Below are 15,999 nucleotides of genomic sequence, written 5' to 3'. Positions count from 1 at the left end.
GGCGGGCAGGCCGCCGGCCCGCCACACGTCCCCGCGGCCCACCCGGGCCGTCACACCCACCCGTGATCCCGGGCGTACCACCCCAGCTGAAGGCGCGTGGTCGCCTCGGCGCGGGTCATCAGGGCCTGGAGCCTGCGCTGCACGGTACGTGCCGACATCTTCAACTGCCCGGCGACCGCGCTGTCGGTCAGTCCCGCGAGCAGCAGCCGGAGGATGTGGGCGTCGACCGGGTCGATACCCGGATGCGGCTCCTCCTGGTACGGCCGCCCGCGCTCCCAGACCTGTTCGAACAACTCCCGTGCCACGTGGGCCAGTCCACCGCGCAGCACGACCGCGGGGTTCACACCGGCACCGCGGCCGTGCAGCGGCAGCATCGCCACGGAGCCGTCACCCAGGATCAGCTTGTACGGCACCTCCGTGACGGTACGCACATGGACACCGGCGGCCAGCGACTGGGCCACGTTCTCCGCGGCACCCGCCTCCCGCAGGAATCCCTGGTCGATGACCGCGCGCACCCGCACGTTACGGGAGATGGCCGTCACCTCCTCGCTGTCCGCGGGGGTGACCGCTCCCGGTTCCCCCGCGGAGAGGATGTCGATGGTGTGCTGCGCGGAGAGCTGGAGCTGGAGGTAACGGGTGCGGATGGCCTCGGTGCCCTCCACGATCTCCACGAGTTCGCGCTGGGCCCGGTCCGCGGTCACCATCCGGTACGTCTCGGCGAGCCGCGCCACCGTGAGCTCGGCGCGCTGCACCCGCTCCCTGCGCGCCGCGAGCTCGGCGCCCAGGGCAACCGCAGGCGGAGCGGCTGCGTACCCCCGTCCGTCGGCCGGCCTCACGACGACCCCCCTTGCCACCAGGGCGCGGAGAGCGCCCTTGGTCCGCTCGCCCGGCAGGGCCACGATCTCCGCGATGCGCTCGTACCGGGCGGTCGGCAGCCCTATCAGCGCCTGGTACACGGCATCCTCATCCGCCGTGAGTCCGAGATCCTCCAGGCTCACTCCCGCCCCCACCTGTCCGTCCACCCGCGCCACACGGCTTCCCCGAAGTGTCGCACCCGCTTCCGCCCGCCTGGCAGGCACCTCGCCGGCGGCCTCCCGCGCGGGCCGGGGGCCGGATCCACCTGACGCGCAAGGAGATGGCCGCTGTCCCGGACGTGTCGCGCACCACGGCGTCGCAGACGCTGCAGGTGGTCGTGGGCCGTGGTCGGTGACTGCCCTGTGCGTGTGGCGATCCGCTCGCGAGGGGCGGCGTCCGCCCCCTTGCGCCCGTCGCGTCACCGTTTTCCGAGGTGGGGAGGGGCATGGACGAGGACGGGGCGGCGCCGTTCGAACGACGTCATGACGGGGGAGCGCCCCAGCCCGTGGGCAGCGTGTAGCACCAGCCGTGCGGCTCCCACGCGAAGGGCGCGGCGAGCAGGCCGGGCAGGGACGCGCCGGTCAGGAGGCAGTCCAGGGCCCACTTGTTCGCTGTGTGGGCGATGACCAGGACGCGCCGGCCGTCCTGGTGGCGGAGCAGGTCCCGCAGGAAGGACTCCGTGGCATCGAGCACCTCCCGGTAGCTCCGGCCGCCGGGGAACGGGGTGTCGATACGCCGGGCCCGCTCGGCGTCGACGAGGGCGGACGGACTGCCGTTGAGGTCGCCGTAGTCGCATTCGCGCAGACGCGGGTCCTGATGGATCGGGGGCCGGCCGCCGGGGAAGGCGATGCGGGCGGTCTCCACGGAGCGGTGCAGGTCGGAGGTGTAGACGGCGGCGATGTCCTCGTGGCGCCGCCGCTCGCCGAGGTCGAGCGCCTCGCGGACGCCCTCGGCCGACAGCCGGCCGGGGAGCCCGCCGGTGGAGATGCCGGCTTCGTTGTCGGTGGTGAGGGCGTGTGTCTCGTAGACGATCTGGACTGCCATGGCATGACTCCCGGTCTCGCACGTCCGCTCCACAAAGGACCACTGGCTGTGGCACACACCCGTCCGCAGGCAGCACCACGGCTCGCGCCCCTCCCGCCGCCGACAGTCTCGCACGGTGGTGTGGCCCACCAACTGCCCTTTTGTGCGGCGGCGTTGGACGACCATAGGTGTCCCGTTGGACCCGTCGCCGACGATCGGGGCCGAGGTCGCCGGACGGACCGGCGGCCTGATCCGGGAGCGGGGACGGTGGCGGTGAGCTGGGTGGCGCCGTCCACGGAGCTGAGCTGGGCCGGGAGGGTGAGGGCGCCGTCGGGGAGGGGCCGCACGCAGGCGCCGACCGGGACGGAGCGTCCTGCCCGGACCAGAAGCTGGAAAGGGCTCATTGCGCCGGGAACGGGGCACCCCAGGGCTCTTCCTCAAGGAGGAGCCCGTTGGCCAGATAGCTGATGGTTCGGTACCAGCCGGCCAGCACGAGGAACTCCAGGAGTTGGGCGTCTTCGTAGTGGGCGGTCAGGCCGTCCCAGGCGGGTTGGGAGAGTTGCGCTGTGTCGTGCAGTTCGTCGACGGCGTTGAGCAGTGCCGCATGGCGAGGCGACCAGGTGGTGGTGGTTGCGGTGTGGATGTCGGTGGTGGCCTGGAGCTGTTCCTGGGTCAGTCCGGTCTGCCGGGCAAGGGTCGCGGCATGTGCACCCCATTCGTAGGCGCAGCCTGTGCGTGCGGTTACTCGGGCGATGATGATCTCGCGGTCGATGGCGGGAAGCAGTCCGTGAGTCAACAGGCCGGACCCCAAGGCGAACATGCGCGACGCGAGTTCGGGGTTGCGATGCAGTACCCGGAACAGTGTGAGCGGCTCATGTGTCACGCCCGGCGGCATCCATCGGCGCAGTGCCTGGTCGATGGGCGCCGGGTACGGCGGGGTAAGCGGTTCGATGCGCGGCACGGCACCTCCTGTTTCGGTTTTCGAATCACTATGGTGCTTCGAAACTCGAAGCGCAAGGAGGGGGCGTGGAAGCGGGAACGACTCGGCCGGGCTCACCGGTACGAGGATCCGGTTCAGGGCGCCCGGCAGTGGATGCACCCGATGCCCGGGCGGCGCTCCACGCGGCGCACCCTTCGGGACCGGGCAAACAACGGCTGACACAATGAGTTGGTGTGTCGCAGGACGATCAGGCAGATGGCGAGTTCGGGGAAGGCTTCGTGGATGCCGGCTCGTCGCTCCGAGTGGCGGCCTCGCGGGGTGGGCCGCCGATCTGCCTATGCTCAGACCCATGGCACTGGAATGGGAACAGATCATCGTCGACTCCGCGGATCCGGTCGCTCTCGGGCGCTGGTGGGCCGAGGCTCTCGGCTGGGTGGTGGTCGACGAATCCGAGGAGATCATCGAGATCCGGCCTGAGCCGGACCGGATGCCGGGTCTGCTTTTCGTGCCCGTCCCCGAAGGCAAGACCTCGAAGAACCGGCTCCATCCCGACTTCCGCCCCGACGACCAGGCGGCTGAGGTCGCCCGGCTTCTCTCCCTCGGTGCCCGGCGCGTCGACACCGTGCAGGACGGGCAGCGCTGGGTGACTCTTCTCGACCCGGAGGGCAACGAGTTCTGCGTCCTGGGGGAGCGTAAGAGCTGAGCGGAGACCGGGCAACCGTCCATGCCCCGACGTCCGCCTCGTTGACACGCAGGTCAGGTCACCCCTGACCGACGACCTTCGCTGGCACAGGACATCACGCACCGGTTCCTGCTCGACGGCCCGCACCCTCACGGGCGGCGGGCCGTCTCACGCCGTGACGTCATTTCCCAGGCTCTGGCACACCTTCTGCTGTCGAAAACCCTGCTCAGCCGGGCTGGGTCCCAGGTTGTGTCCCACCCGTCCCGGGGACCTTGCAGGCGTATTCCGCCCCACGCCCTCAGCCGCGTGCTCGTCGCGAGAGGATGGGGTGGTGATCCGCCACGATCCCGAGATACAGGCTCTGTACCGCCGCTACTGCCTCCCGGCGCGCCGCTACCTGAAGCTTGGCGGAGCGGTACTTCGTATGCCGCGCGAGGAGTACGAGCCGTTCGTTCATGCCCTGGCCGCTGATGCGAAGGCTGTCTCCGACGCCGAGCTCACCACCCTCTTCGAGGGCAGCTGGCGGGAACGGCGCACCGCGGCATGGCTTGCCGCCGTCTCGCGCCGCGACCACTTCCGGGAGTGTCTGGGAGCGCTGCTGCTGGAGAGCGAGGTCTGCTGCGCGGAGTAGCCACGTCACGGATCTTGGCCGCGGCCATCGGATCGCGGCTGTGACGCGCCACTCATCCAGCAGCGAGGCCCAACCCGTATCGGCTGACCCAGGTGACCGGGCCGTCGTCGTTGCTTCATCCAACATGCTCAGCACGTCCGCCATGCGCTCGACGCCGGCACGCAAAAAGACTGCGTCGCCATTGCGATCAGATGCCATGCCACTCCCTCCCACCCGCTCAGTCCGACAGCCATGTCCGACCCAAGCCCTGCCAAGTGCCGGCGGAGTTTCGAGCGCGCCGTCACCCGGGCCGCACGGGTATCAGCCGGCAGAATCCCGCTCGGGCATCCCGCCGCCCACGGTGCCGGGCCGCCCGCCGTTGTGGTGCGCCGGTTCCGGGTCGAGCATCGCCGCCCAGCGCTCCGACCACTGGACGAGGGGGCCGAGTGCGAGGCAGGCATCCCGCCCCAGCGGAGTGAGCTCGTACCGGCTGTCGGGTAGCTGGTGAACCACGAGGGCATCCACCAGTTCGGTCAGGCGCTGCCGCATCACACTCGAGGACATGTCGTCGCACTGCTTCTGCAGCGGGCGGAACCCCACGGCGCCCCCGCGCAGCTCCCAAATGATGCGCAGGCTCCACCGCCTGCCGAACAGGTCGAGTGCGGCCATGAGGGGGCGACCGGTGGTCGAACCACGAACCGGATTGCCAGGCTTGGGGGTTGACATGGCGTGGGGTCCAGCCTCCAGGATTGATGCTTCGAATATCGAAACGGTACCATCGGCGATCGCGTCGGAAAACGAAACGACGGTGACCGTCCTGGGGCCCACCCGCCCACCCGCCCACGCCTCGCACCGTGCGCTGTGCGGGCGTCGCCGAGGGCCGCGACCAAGGCCCGCATTCCGGACACCTGCAAGACAGCGCCGGGTCTGCGGGCCCTCGACAAGTACGCGGTGACCGCCGGCGGTGGCCGCAACCACGTCGACAACGTGCCGCCGGCCGACATCGAGCAGGTGGTGAAGATCCGGGCCGGACGTGCCGAGGCTCCTCGGATCCTGCTGGAGGCCTCGGGCACCGTCCGTCTCGACAGTGTCCGCGCCATCGCCGAAACGGGCGTCGACCTCATCTCGGCCGGAGCGTTGACACACAGCGCGCCCGCACGTCCAAAGCTCGGATCCGCCGGCGAGATCGCCCGGAGGGGAGTCCCCGCCCCGGTCCAGGCGGGCAGGAGGCGGGTTGTCGAACGCAGTCACGCGGGGTTGAACGGCTTCGGCAGGCGCCGACGCCGCACCGCGAACCGGAGCAAGGGTCGTCGCGCTGTTCCCGGTGGCCCCGAAGGGCGGCACGTCGGCGCCGGCCTTCGCCAGTCGCCGTACCTCTCCGGCAGGTGCAGCCGCTGCGATCGGGTCGGGAACGTTCAGGCGATCGCATCGATCACCCCGCGGTGATCGCGCCATCACCTACCCCGCCAGGGTGTCTGTCAGGTAGCGACGGCTCGGTCCGCGCCCGCTGCGCACCGCCAGGCGAGGGTGTGGTGGGTGGCTGTCGTGAGGGGGCCTGCGGGTGGCCGCTGGGGAGTGGGTTCGTGAGGGGTCCCGGTAGCGGCGGGCCCTTCGGCCTGATTCATGACACTCCCGACGGCGGCGGTCACAACGTGCTGAGGGCGCTGACGATCGCGGTGGTCAGGCGGGGGAGGTAGTCCTCGTCGATGCGGTCGGCGGTTGCGAACAGGCGTGTGAGCAGGGGTGAGATGAGCAGGTCGAGGCCGAGTTCGCGGTCGAGGTCCGCGGAGAGTTCGCCCCGGTCGATCGCGCGGGTGAGGACTTCGGCCCCCGCGGTGCGGCGTGGCTGGGTGACGACGGTGTGCAGCGCGGTGGCGAGTTCGGTGGTGCGGGTGGTCTCGACCAGGAGGTCCAGGACGATCCGGCGGACGCGGGGGTCGGCGGTCTGCGCGACGATCACGTCGAGGAACGCGTGGACGTCGCCGGCCAGCGAACCGGTGTCCGGCACCCGTGGCAGGTTGTCCCGCATCACCGCCCCCACCACGTCGACCAGCATGGCCTGCTTCGACGGCCAGCGGCGGTAGACCGCGGCCTTGCCCACGCCCGCCCGCCGCGCCACGGCGTCCATCGACATCCGCGCGTAGCCGGTCTCGGCCAGCTGGTCGAACATCGCGCCGGTGATAGCGGTGGTCACCGCCTCCTGGAACACCGCCGCTCCCGCAGGTCTGCGGTCTTTCGACCCGCCCTCGGCCGGCGCGTCCTCGCGCACGCCGGCCGTACGCGGACCGGACTCAGGGGTCGGGGTGGTGCGGGGCGGGTGTGCGCGTCCGGTGGCCATGCCTCGATGCTATCGCGACGGAACGGTTGCGTTCCATCGGTGAGAGCGTTAGCTTTCGTTGCGACGGAACGGACCCGTTCCAACGTTTAGACCGGAAGGCCCGCCATGAAGATCCATCCGCTGGGCATCGGCCGCACCAAGGTCCCCTTCGGGCAGTTCTACGGTGGCCTGGCCGGCGCCGACTTCGACGAGTTCGTCACCGACAAGGACCACTTCATCTGGGTGCCGATCCACGCCTACCTGCTGGAGCACCCCGTCTGCGGCCCGATACTCGTCGACACCGGGATCAGCCCCGAGCAGACCGAGCACGTCGAGTACTACCGCGGCTCGATCATGGAACACGTGATGGACGTCGACGAGTACGACCTGCCCGCCGACCAGACCCTGACCGCGCAGCTGGCCCGCTTCGGTCACACGCCGCAGGACATCAGCGCCGTGATCGTCACCCACTTCCACGAGGACCACGTCGGCGGGCTCAACCTGCTCGGACACGCACCGGTCCACCTGGGCGCGGACGAGTACGCGGCACGCGGTGAGAAGGCTTTCGGCCTGGTGCCGCTGGCGTTCCCGCCGTCGATCGAGTCGATTACCGACTGGCGGCCGATCGAGTTCACCGGCCCCGCTCTCGGCGGCTTCGACGGCTCGGCCGACCTGTTCGGCGACGGCAGCGTGATCGCCCTGCCGACGCCCGGACACAGCCCCGGCAGCACCAGCGTCCTGGTCGACCACCGCTTCCTGCTCACCGGGGACGCGATGTACACCGTCCGCCACCTCGCCGTCGACGACGTACGCGCCATCCAGATCGGCCGGGAAGACCACTACGTCGACTCGATCCGCCGGATCCAGTGGCTGCGCCGGGCCATCCCGGACCTCCTCGTCGTCCCCGCGCACGACGACACCGAGTACGGCGTGCGGCTGACCGCCGGCCTGGCCACCGGCGAACTGTCCGACCAGGACGCGCGCTGGGCCAAGGACTGGGAACGCGACACCTTCGACGAGGCGGTCCGACTCAACCCCGCCCGTCGCCCCCGCTTCATCCCTGACCCCGACGGCGGTCCCGTCGGCGCGGTCTCCTGACCCCCCACCCCCCACCACACCAGCCGACACACCCCACCGCGCCGGCCAACGCACAGAGCAGTACGAGTAAAGAGGAAGAGCGAACGTACGGCACCCTGATCGCCGGCCACCTGAGGCTGCGGTGCTGTTGCCGTTCCGGCGGGCTGATCGAGTACGGCCCGCGACGCTTCCGGCGAACCGGGTCCTCTGAGGCGTCCGCAGAGCGGCGCGCAGGCCCGTGCTCGGTGGCGGTGGCGGTGGCGTGGGCGCCGGGCGGACGCCCTGCTCCAGTCCGGCGTGAACGACTCGGCGAAGAGTGGCCAGTCCGGCGGCTTCGCGGCCGCCGCCCTCTGATGCATCTCGTGATGGGGCGTCGCCGTGTGACGCGGGGTGGTCAGGTGCGGCGGAAGCTGTCGGCGAGGGTGTTCGTTTCGGCTTCCGGCAGGGTCCCGGGCCGGTGGCCCATGTCGCTGTGGTGGCCTCCGGCTTCGAGGCTCACCGCGCCCTGGATGTGGGCCCATGCGATGGCGGCTCCGGTCGGGCCGCGGCCGGTGCGCTCCCGTGGCCCGTCGTCATCGCCGTTCCTCCAGATCTGACCCACAGTTTCCGGCGCGGGGTCACTGCGTCCTTGTCTGACGCCTGACCGCCCGTGCGCGCATCGAAGAGGCCAGGCGTCCGGGGACGGGTGCATCGCCGCCATGCCCGGCCCGGCCAACCCGTACGCGAGCGTCGCGTACAGGGCGGGCTGCTGCTGCCGCGCGGGGATCCGCGTGCTGCCGACCGCGTGAGTTGTGTTTGTCTGTAGCGATAGTTATAGTCTCTAACAGAAGCGAGCGGCCATAACGGCCACTCGGTTCCACCCGGTCTTCCGGGTGCTCATCTCGGCTCCATTCGAAGGAACACACCATGCGCGCTTTCACCGCCGTCCCGCTCGCCGCCCTGTCCGCTGTCGTGGTCCTCGCCACGCCCGCTCTGGCATTCGGCCACGCCGGCGAGCACTCGCACGACAGCCACCAGCAGGCCGTCTCCTCCGGCCAGTCGCTGACTTGCGGCGGCGTCCACCCCGACGAGACCGCTCCCGTGGTCACCCGCAAGAGCACCGTGGTCCACGCGCCGCTGAAGACCGTCTGGAAGGTGCAGACCGACGTCGAGAACTGGCCCACGTGGCAGCCGAACGTCACCTCGCTGGTCAAGGAGACCCCCGGCGCGCTGCGGTCCGGGTCGGTGTTCCGCTGGGCCACCGAGGGCCTGGACATCACCTCCACCGTCAAGAAGGTCGAGCACGGCACGTGCCTGGCCTGGGGCGGTCCCGCCCAGGGCATCGACGCGATCCACGTGTGGACCTTCACCCCCGTCGAGGACGGCGTGCTCGTGCGCACCGAGGAGTCCTGGACCGGCGCCCCGGTGGCGGCCAACACCGCCTACCTGCAGGCAGCCCTCGACACCTCACTCCAGAACTGGGTGAACAACCTCAAGACCAAGAGCGAGAGCGGCCTCTGACCGACCGCCTCGCCCACCGCCATCAGCATCAGCCGGCAAAGGACCCGGTGCCGTGGACGCCCTGCGCGTTCATCGCCCCCCCCCGTGCAGACCGGTCCACCCGGGACGGCGCCACCGGCAGAGCCTTTGAATTCCGCCCCGCAACCTCCCTCCCACGGCCAGCACCAGCTCCACACACCTGGAGGACACCACCATGAACGCCACCGCCACCACGGACGCCCCGCAGTTCCGGCCGGCACCGGTCACCACCGTCGACGAGACCGCCCCCGTGATCGTGCGGGTCTCCACCACCGTCAACGCCCCGCTGAGCCGCGTCTGGGACCTGCACACCGACATCGCGGGATGGGCACGGTGGAACACCAACGTCGAGCGCGTCGACGTCACCGGCCCCCTGGCCCCCGGAGCCAGCTTCCGTTGGCTCACCCACGGCCTCGACATCACCTCCACCCTCTTCCAGATCGTGCCGGGCAGGCGCACCGTCTGGGGCGGCCCCGCCCACGGCATAGACGGCATCCACGTGTGGACGTTCGAAGAGCACGACGGTGTGGTGACCGTCCACACCGAGGAGTCCTGGAGCGGTGCCGTGGTCCAGGCCCAGCCCGAACAGCTGAGGCAGGTTCTCGAACAGTCCCTGACCGACTGGCTGCGCCAGCTCAAGGCCGAAGCCGAGAACCAGTAGGACGGTGCTCGAACGCAGCCGCCGCACCACGCACCACGCCCCCCGGCCACCGGCCGGGGGGCGTGGTGCGCGTCGGTCAGCAGCGCGGGCAGCCAGCACACCGCGCGCGCCCTCGGCGGTCTCGGCCGCCTGGACCGCGACGTTGTGCCCCGAGGCTTGTTTCGCAGTGGCCTTGGTGCTGTTCGTCGCGGACCTGGCCGGCGCGCAGCTGGAGCCAGCGCTCACGCGTGATCCGCAGTGCGTCCTGGCATTTCCGTGCTGACACCTGCCGGCAGAAGCCCGCTGTTCAGGAGGCGGTGAACGCCAGCGAGGTCGGGTTGACGCTGAAGTCTCCGGTGAGCGCGGCCGCGTCGCCCGAGCTGAACCAGCTGCCGCAGTTGCCGGCGTTCCAGATGTGCAGATCGCCGCTGCCGTCCAGTTTCAGGCCACCTGGGTTGGTGAAGTAGCCGCCGACCGTGGCACCTGTGGTGGCCGACGTTCCGGCGAGGGTCAGACTGCACGGCGCGGGCAGCCCGGACAGCGAGACGCGCAGCCCGCTGACGGTGGCGGGGGTCCGGCCTCCGGCAGCGGTCGGTCCGGTGAGGTTGAGACTCCAGGGGAGGGCTTGAGGGGTGCCGTAGAAGGTGTACGAGAGCGCGCACATCAGCGAGGCCGAGGTGACGGTTGCCGCCCGGGGGAGCGGCGGGGAGGAGGTATAGGTGCCGTTGGTGAGCGTCTGGCCGGCGTATTCCGGGCTGGCGGAGAAGTAGCAGGGCATCGTGAAGCCCGTGACGGAGTCGGTGAGGGCCGCGTTGCTCGTGGACGCCGAGAAGGCGCCGTTCACGGCGGCCCCGCTGACCACGACGTGCGTGACGGTCGCGGAAACCGGGCCGGCCGTGAGGCCGATGAGCGCGAGCAGCGCGACCCCGATGGTCGCCACCGCCCGGGCGGCACGCTGGATGAGCAGGCGCATGGCCGGAATTCCTTTCTGCCCGGTCCGGTAGGTGCCCGGCTGTCCTCGGCCGGCCCCGGCGGGACGGGGATCCGCCGGGTGGGGAGAGCCTCGGCGTAGGACGCGGGGGCGGGAGTGGGATCGCCTGGAGATCGGAGAGTAGGGGCACGGGGGGCGGCGGGCAACGTCCCGGCCGGGCAGGGCTGTTCGCGTGGCCGGCAGCGGCGTTTCCTTGTCATCCGCGTGCGGGGCCGGGGGTGCGTTCTTGTCCGGGGATGAGGGCCGGACCTGGCTGCCCGTGCCCGTTCCCCGGGACGAGCAACACCCGACCAGCAGCCGGGCGCGCGGCCCGACCCGCTGCCGGGGCCGGCTGGCGCGTGTCTCCCGCGCGGGTGGCTGACATGGTCGCCCTGGCCCGTACCGCGGTCGGCCGTCGGGGCCTTGCCGGTGTTGTCCTGCGCGACCGGGCAACTGTGTCTTCTGGTGCCAACGCACTCGTGAAGAAATCCGTTGAGGTAGGGAGTACTGCGCGGTTCGGTAGATCAGTAGCGGTGGCCGGGCCAGTGAGGGTCCCCCCAGCGATCGTCGCCGGTGAGGCCGAGCAGCCGGATTCGGTGGAGCAGTTCACCTGATACGCCGTGGGCCCGGAGCCGGGCAGGGGCATGGCGGACCAGCCAGGCGGTCAGCTCGGTGCGTGTCTCTTCCTCGTTCTCCCAGGAGTGCCAGGGAAGTTGGTCTCCGAGCAGGTCGTACTCCCATCGTGCTGCCGCCTCGGCCAGGTGGCCGTCGGCCGGGCGGTCAGTCAGGGTTTCCCATGTGGTGAGCCATGGGGTGAGCGTGGCAGATGCCTCGGTGATCAATGCCAGGACCTCGTACGCGGGGACTGCCGGATCCGGATCGTCTAGCGTGTCGGCCCACCAGGCGTGGAGGAAGCCCCTGACTGCTTCGGCTTGCACGGTGGGCCACTGCTGCCAATGACCGCGAGCAAACGCGCGGCCGGCTTCCTCCATGCCGAAGAGCGGCTCGACGGAGCCTTCGACGAGGGCCGTGGCGAACTGGGGCAGGATCCGGCGTAGTACGAATGCGTGGTCGTTCCAGTCCGGGGCCTGCCAGACGCGGCGTAGGAGGTCAAGGTCCAGCTCCGTATTCGGAAACTTGAGCTGCGCGAGTTCTTCGGCGCTGCCCCAATGGCACTCGCAGTTGTGCTCGTCGGGATGGGCTGTCATCCCGACGAAGGCGGCGGCAAGGCCGTCGAGCGCGGCAGTGAGGCGACGTCGTGCGGGAGGCTGGTCGGGGTTCGTCATGGCGTTCGCATTCAGGGACTCCGGGAGCTTCTGCCATCCGAAGATCGCCAACTTACCCGCATGGTTCTCAGGCCGCCATCGACATGGTGCATCCCGACTCCCGCGCCGCTTGTGACCGCCCCGAGGCGGGCCACAAGGTCGGCGGCAGTGAGCCGTCTCCAACCTGCTGGTAGCGGTGTGCAGGTGGGGTGACAACGTGGCGAAGCCCCTGGTTCAGGTTTTCGGCCAAGAGAGCCGTCTCCACCAGTGGCTTCGCATGCTTGTTCACCCGTCCGGCGCGGACGTGTCCGGCTCCATCCCCACTTCCTCGCCGAGTATGCGATCAGCTCCTGTCGGAGAGGGCTGAACGCCGGCCGACAGGCGCTGCCGCCGAACCCTCCCGCCGACGTCCTGCCGTAGAACTGCGGCGGGAAGCCGACACCCGGCACGTCACGGCTCGGCGTCCCGCACCAGAGAGCTGTTCTGGGCTGTGGCGCTCCTGGAGGCTCAGCACAACCCCGCCTGGCACATCAAGGGCGACGACATGCTGGACGACGGGGAGTAGGCCGTCGGCGAGATCGAAGACGCGCTGGCGCGAGCAGCCGCGAGCACCGCGACCCGCCACATCCCGAAGTCCGCGCAAGCCCAGATACGGTTCCTGGTCAAGGCGGAGAAGGGTGTCGGGATGACGACGGTGGATGATCAGGCGGTCTCCGGCGAGGCATCCGCCGACGAGCGCCCGGCGAACTGACGGATCGCGAGATCCGCTGCGGCAAGGAGTTCGTCACGAGGGACGCCGAGGTTGGACTGGACAGACAGACCGTGCCAGACGGCCTGGACGAGTCCGGTGAGCGCGCTCACGGAGGCGCCGACGGGCAACTGCCCTTCCCCCGCCGCTCGCTGGATGCGGGTCAGGAGCGTGTGCTCGTTGTCCCGGTGGAGATCGGCGATGTAGGTGCGGACGTCGATCGTCTCCGCACTGTCGGCCAGCACCGCGCTGGTGACGAGGCATCCGGGGTGGCGATCGGCGGGCTGGGTGAACTCCTGGACCGAGCGGGTCAGGATACGGTCGACGACCACGTGGATGTCGCGTTCACCGACGGCCTGCCGGTAGATCTCGCGGTAGCGCTCGGCGTAGGTCCTTACCGCTTCCTCGAACAACCCCGCCTTGCTGCCGAAGGCGGCGTAGAGGCTCGACGTGGAGATGCCGAGCGCGTGGGTAAGGGCCCGCGTCGATGTGCCCGAGTAGCCGCTCTTCCAGAAGAGGCATGCGGCAGCGAGGACGGCCTGCTCCCGGTCGAAGGCGCGGGGCCGGCCAGGGTGCGGGTTGGGGCGCGGGTTGGGCATGACTTGCATTGTAGAGCAGTCGCTCCATAATCGGGTTATGGAGCGAGCGATGCAGAAAACGGTGGCCGTCTCTTCGGACAGCTGGGTCACGATCGACGTCTACGGAGAGGTGGACGCCCCGGGCCTCGTGATGGTGCCGGGGGTCATGAGCGACGCCCACGCCTGGCGCCACATCGCCCGTGAGATCCACGCCTGGCCGTCAGTCGCCGTCGTCAACCGGCGCGGGCGTACACCGTCTGGGCCGCTGACCCCCACCTACACGCTCCGGACGGAGATCGCGGACCTGGTGGCGGTTCTGGACGAGTTGCAGGGCACGGAAGCACTCTTCGGCTGGAGCTACGGCGGACTGATCGCCTTGATGGCAACAGACGAACGTCCGGTGCAGCAGGTTGTCGCGTACGAACCCGTCATCCGTCCCTTCGCGCGCGACGCGCTGCCCGCGCTGGCGGCGGCCGCGGTCGACCAGGACTGGGACCGGAGCGTCGAGATCGTCAACATGCACATCTCGGGATTCCCCAGCGACCACGTCCAGGCCCTGCGCGCGGACCGGCAGGGCTGGTCGACGCTGCGGCGCTTGAGCGAACCGCTTCACGCGGAGCTGGCCGCCCTCAACGCGTCGCAGGCTCCAGACATGCTCGCGCGGCGCGCGAAGCACATCGACCTCGTCATCGGTGAGGCCAACCTCGGCTCAGGCCCCTACGGGACGCCATTCGAAGAGATCCGGCGCCGCGTCGATCAGCCCCACGTCCAGGTACTTCCGGGCCAGGGCCATCTCGCCCACATCCATGCGCCCGCAGAGCTTGGCCGATTCCTCGACCGCCTGGCCCGGTGCTGACGGCCAGGGCAGGTTCGGGAAGCAGGCTTGTGGCGTGACGGTGCCGGCCGCATGTCAGGAAATCCCCTTGCCCGAGGGCGCGCGTGCAAGGTCGGATGGCATCCGTGGATTCATCCGACGATCATGTGGAACGCAACCGGCGGCACTGGGACGAGTCGGCGGCCGGCTGGCACGGTCCGCTGGCCCGGGAGCACTGGAGCAGGCATGAGCCCGCCTGGGGGTTGTGGCAGTCGCCTGAAGCGGAGGTGACCGTGTTCGGCGGCGGGGTGGCCGGGCTCGACGCGGTCGAGCTCGGCTGCGGCACAGGGTACGTTTCCGCGTGGCTGGCCCGAGCCGGAGCCCGTCCGGTCGGTGTCGACATCTCGCGCGAGCAACTGGCCACGGCCCGGGCGATGCAGCTGGAGTTCGGCCTCGAGTTTCCGCTTGTGCTCGCCGACGCCGAGCGGCTGCCGCTCTGTGACGGCTCCTTCGACCTGGCCGTCAGCGAGTACGGGGCGTCGTTGTGGTGCGATCCGTACCGGTGGATCGCGCACGCCGCGCGGGTGCTTCGACCGGGTGGCCGCCTGGTCTTCCTGCGCCGCTCGCCGCTCGTCGGGCTGTGCGCGCAGGTCGGCGGACAGGTCGAGGCGGTGTTGCGGCGTGCGCAGTTCGGGCTGCGGCAGGTCGGAGACGAGACCGCCGTCGAGTTCCACCTGCCGCACGGCGACATGGTCAGACTGCTGCGTTCATGCGGCTTCGTCATCGAGGACCTGATCGAGATCCAGGCGCCGGAGCGGCCGGAGCGGGATTTCGGCAACGTCCCGGCGACCTGGGCGCGCCGGTGGCCCAGCGAGGAGATCTGGAAGGCGCGGCTGCACCCGGACGGCTGAGGGCCCCAGAGCGCGTTCAGGTGGCGCGAGGTGTGAGACGGCTGGTCACCGTCTGATCGCTGGTGCGTGTCGCAGCCTCCATGCGAACGAGGTCTCCAGCGGGTGGTGTCGTCGACCAGGAAGACGCTCACCTGCACGGAGACCTCGGGTGGAGACGGCACCTGCTTTCGCACGCCACCACCCGACCGACGCTCAGTGGACGGCGCTCGGGCCGCTGCCGCCGGTCGGCAGGAAGCCTGGGCGTCCGCCGATCCGTACCGAAGGGCGGTTGACCGGCGGGATTCGGTGGCGCGTGCGCGCCGGGGTGCCGTGGCGCCGTACCACGGGCCCACCCGTTCCTGGCGCGGGACGGGTGCGGGCGGTGCGACTCGGGCGCGGTGTCAGGGGCGCTCGATCTGCGCGGCGGCCCCTTCCATGTCGGCGACGGTCCCCGACATGATCGTCCGTACATGCCTGGTGATGTGCTGCAGGGGCCAGTCCCACCACGCCACGGCGAGGAGCCGGGCGATGTCCGCGGCGTCGTAGCGGGTCCGGATGAGCCGGGCGGGGTTGCCGCCGACGATGCCGTAGTCGGGGACGTCGCCGGTGACCACGGCCCCGGCGGCGATGATCGCGCCGTGACCGATGCGTACACCGGGCATGACCGTGGCGCCGTGACCGAACCACACGTCATTGCCGACGACGGTGTCGCCCCGACCGGGCAGGTCGCTGATCAGGTCGAAGTGCTCCGCCCAGGAGCCCCCCATGGTCGGGAACGGGAAGGTGGAAGGACCGTCCATGCGGTGGTTGGCGCCGTTCATGACGAACCGGGTGCCCGTCCCCAGCGCGCAGTACTTGCCGATGACGAGCCGCTCGGGACCGTAGTGGTACAGGACGTTGCGCGTCTCGAACGCGGTCGGGTCGTCCGGATCGTCGTAGTAGGAGAAGTCACCGACCTCGATCAGCGGCGACGTCACGAGCGGCTTGAGCAGCACCACGCGCGGGTGCTCGGGCATCGGGTGGAGCACGGTGGGATCAGCAGGAACGGGCGGCATCGCGGAGGCGGTTCCTC

15 protein-coding genes and 3 pseudogenes are annotated in these 15,999 nt (G+C 70.3%); 9 read left to right on the top strand and 9 right to left on the bottom strand.

Features of this window, described 5'->3' with window-relative positions:
* Positions 1 to 50: 50 nt before the first annotated feature.
* The 3 genes from ACH4SE_RS32220 to ACH4SE_RS32210 form a co-directional block, all read right to left on the bottom strand.
* Positions 51 to 998 (bottom strand): helix-turn-helix domain-containing protein, encoded by a 948-nt coding sequence (locus ACH4SE_RS32220; protein ID WP_398547078.1) that lies wholly within the window; start codon positions 996 to 998, stop codon positions 51 to 53.
* Between the two features lie 337 nt (positions 999 to 1,335).
* Complete coding sequence (locus ACH4SE_RS32215) at positions 1,336 to 1,899, bottom strand: histidine phosphatase family protein (RefSeq protein ID WP_398547077.1); 564 nt, start codon at positions 1,897 to 1,899, stop codon at positions 1,336 to 1,338.
* Positions 1,900 to 2,278: 379 nt separating this feature from the next.
* Positions 2,279 to 2,839 carry a carboxymuconolactone decarboxylase family protein gene (locus tag ACH4SE_RS32210; RefSeq protein WP_398547076.1) on the bottom strand — a complete coding sequence of 187 codons (561 nt, stop codon included), beginning with the start codon at positions 2,837 to 2,839 and terminating at the stop codon, positions 2,279 to 2,281.
* 328 nt (positions 2,840 to 3,167) lie between these two features.
* Between ACH4SE_RS32210 and ACH4SE_RS32205 the strand changes: the two genes are divergently transcribed.
* Both ACH4SE_RS32205 and ACH4SE_RS32200 read left to right on the top strand, forming a co-directional pair.
* On the top strand, positions 3,168 to 3,521 hold the full coding sequence (locus tag ACH4SE_RS32205; RefSeq protein WP_398547075.1) for a VOC family protein: 354 nt from the start codon (positions 3,168 to 3,170) through the stop codon (positions 3,519 to 3,521).
* Between the two features lie 310 nt (positions 3,522 to 3,831).
* Positions 3,832 to 4,125, top strand: a pseudogene (locus ACH4SE_RS32200) (DUF6000 family protein); the annotation flags it as partial.
* A 306-nt stretch (positions 4,126 to 4,431) separates the two neighbouring features.
* On the opposite strand, the gene ACH4SE_RS32195 reads toward ACH4SE_RS32200, so the two are convergent.
* The gene (locus ACH4SE_RS32195; protein WP_398547074.1) at positions 4,432 to 4,779 is read right to left on the bottom strand and encodes a winged helix-turn-helix transcriptional regulator; all 348 of its coding nucleotides are present in this window, start codon (positions 4,777 to 4,779) and stop codon (positions 4,432 to 4,434) included.
* Positions 4,780 to 4,971: 192 nt separating this feature from the next.
* Between ACH4SE_RS32195 and ACH4SE_RS32190 the strand changes: the two are divergent.
* Positions 4,972 to 5,256 (top strand): annotated as a pseudogene (locus ACH4SE_RS32190) (hypothetical protein); the annotation flags it as partial.
* A gap of 30 nt (positions 5,257 to 5,286) precedes the next feature.
* Positions 5,287 to 5,412 (top strand): annotated as a pseudogene (locus tag ACH4SE_RS32185) (IS5/IS1182 family transposase); the annotation flags it as partial.
* Positions 5,413 to 5,755: 343 nt separating this feature from the next.
* Here the strand turns inward: ACH4SE_RS32185 and ACH4SE_RS32180 are convergent.
* Entirely contained in the window at positions 5,756 to 6,304 is a 549-nt protein-coding gene (locus ACH4SE_RS32180) for a TetR/AcrR family transcriptional regulator (protein ID WP_398547073.1), read from the bottom strand.
* A gap of 249 nt (positions 6,305 to 6,553) precedes the next feature.
* On the opposite strand from ACH4SE_RS32180, the gene ACH4SE_RS32175 reads away from it, so the two are divergent.
* The 3 genes from ACH4SE_RS32175 (at position 6,554) to ACH4SE_RS32165 (ending at position 9,683) form a co-directional block, all read left to right on the top strand.
* Complete coding sequence (locus ACH4SE_RS32175) at positions 6,554 to 7,525, top strand: N-acyl homoserine lactonase family protein (protein ID WP_398547072.1); 972 nt, start codon at positions 6,554 to 6,556, stop codon at positions 7,523 to 7,525.
* 885 nt (positions 7,526 to 8,410) lie between these two features.
* Positions 8,411 to 9,004, top strand: a complete 594-nt coding sequence (locus ACH4SE_RS32170) for an SRPBCC family protein (RefSeq protein ID WP_398547071.1) — start codon at positions 8,411 to 8,413, stop codon at positions 9,002 to 9,004.
* A gap of 193 nt (positions 9,005 to 9,197) precedes the next feature.
* Positions 9,198 to 9,683, top strand: coding sequence for an SRPBCC family protein (locus ACH4SE_RS32165; protein ID WP_398547070.1), 486 nt, complete (start codon positions 9,198 to 9,200; stop codon positions 9,681 to 9,683).
* A 286-nt stretch (positions 9,684 to 9,969) separates the two neighbouring features.
* On the opposite strand, the gene ACH4SE_RS32160 is transcribed toward ACH4SE_RS32165, so the two are convergent.
* The 3 genes from ACH4SE_RS32160 to ACH4SE_RS32150 form a co-directional block, all read right to left on the bottom strand.
* Positions 9,970 to 10,635, bottom strand: coding sequence for a hypothetical protein (locus tag ACH4SE_RS32160; protein ID WP_398547069.1), 666 nt, complete (start codon positions 10,633 to 10,635; stop codon positions 9,970 to 9,972).
* Between the two features lie 521 nt (positions 10,636 to 11,156).
* The gene (locus ACH4SE_RS32155; protein ID WP_398547068.1) at positions 11,157 to 11,918 is read right to left on the bottom strand and encodes a hypothetical protein; all 762 of its coding nucleotides are present in this window, start codon (positions 11,916 to 11,918) and stop codon (positions 11,157 to 11,159) included.
* Positions 11,919 to 12,599: 681 nt separating this feature from the next.
* Entirely contained in the window at positions 12,600 to 13,244 is a 645-nt protein-coding gene (locus ACH4SE_RS32150; RefSeq protein WP_398547067.1) for a TetR/AcrR family transcriptional regulator, read from the bottom strand.
* A 37-nt stretch (positions 13,245 to 13,281) separates the two neighbouring features.
* Between ACH4SE_RS32150 and ACH4SE_RS32145 the strand changes: the two genes are divergently transcribed.
* Together ACH4SE_RS32145 and ACH4SE_RS32140 are read left to right on the top strand one after the other, a co-directional pair.
* Positions 13,282 to 14,079 (top strand): alpha/beta fold hydrolase, encoded by a 798-nt coding sequence (locus tag ACH4SE_RS32145; RefSeq protein WP_398547066.1) that lies wholly within the window; start codon positions 13,282 to 13,284, stop codon positions 14,077 to 14,079.
* A gap of 95 nt (positions 14,080 to 14,174) precedes the next feature.
* A complete protein-coding gene (locus ACH4SE_RS32140; RefSeq protein WP_398547065.1) occupies positions 14,175 to 14,948 on the top strand; it encodes a class I SAM-dependent methyltransferase in 774 nt (257 codons plus the stop codon).
* Positions 14,949 to 15,328: 380 nt separating this feature from the next.
* On the opposite strand, the gene ACH4SE_RS32135 is transcribed toward ACH4SE_RS32140, so the two are convergent.
* A complete protein-coding gene (locus ACH4SE_RS32135) occupies positions 15,329 to 15,982 on the bottom strand; it encodes a CatB-related O-acetyltransferase (RefSeq protein WP_398547064.1) in 654 nt (217 codons plus the stop codon).
* Positions 15,983 to 15,999: the final 17 nt, after the last annotated feature.

The sequence above is a fragment of the Streptomyces sp. NPDC020983 genome (genome assembly GCF_044333485.1).
Lineage (GTDB): Bacteria > Actinomycetota > Actinomycetes > Streptomycetales > Streptomycetaceae > Actinacidiphila.
The sequence above is the reverse complement of the archived record's forward strand: the minus strand, read 5'-3'. Positions and strand labels throughout refer to the sequence as shown.

Bases quoted from the DNA above. Each gene is read 5' to 3' on its own strand.
- ACH4SE_RS32165 (WP_398547070.1), top strand. From the start codon at position 9,198: ATGAACGCCACCGCCACCACGGACGCCCCGCAGTTCCGGCCGGCACCG.
- ACH4SE_RS32195 (WP_398547074.1), bottom strand. From the start codon at position 4,779: ATGGCCGCACTCGACCTGTTCGGCAGGCGGTGGAGCCTGCGCATCATT.
- ACH4SE_RS32175 (WP_398547072.1), top strand. From the start codon at position 6,554: ATGAAGATCCATCCGCTGGGCATCGGCCGCACCAAGGTCCCCTTCGGG.
- ACH4SE_RS32150 (WP_398547067.1), bottom strand. From the start codon at position 13,244: ATGCCCAACCCGCGCCCCAACCCGCACCCTGGCCGGCCCCGCGCCTTC.
- ACH4SE_RS32145 (WP_398547066.1), top strand. From the start codon at position 13,282: ATGGAGCGAGCGATGCAGAAAACGGTGGCCGTCTCTTCGGACAGCTGG.
- ACH4SE_RS32215 (WP_398547077.1), bottom strand. From the start codon at position 1,899: ATGGCAGTCCAGATCGTCTACGAGACACACGCCCTCACCACCGACAAC.
- ACH4SE_RS32140 (WP_398547065.1), top strand. From the start codon at position 14,175: ATGGCATCCGTGGATTCATCCGACGATCATGTGGAACGCAACCGGCGG.
- ACH4SE_RS32160 (WP_398547069.1), bottom strand. From the start codon at position 10,635: ATGCGCCTGCTCATCCAGCGTGCCGCCCGGGCGGTGGCGACCATCGGG.
- ACH4SE_RS32155 (WP_398547068.1), bottom strand. From the start codon at position 11,918: ATGACGAACCCCGACCAGCCTCCCGCACGACGTCGCCTCACTGCCGCG.
- ACH4SE_RS32170 (WP_398547071.1), top strand. From the start codon at position 8,411: ATGCGCGCTTTCACCGCCGTCCCGCTCGCCGCCCTGTCCGCTGTCGTG.
- ACH4SE_RS32135 (WP_398547064.1), bottom strand. From the start codon at position 15,982: ATGCCGCCCGTTCCTGCTGATCCCACCGTGCTCCACCCGATGCCCGAG.
- ACH4SE_RS32205 (WP_398547075.1), top strand. From the start codon at position 3,168: ATGGCACTGGAATGGGAACAGATCATCGTCGACTCCGCGGATCCGGTC.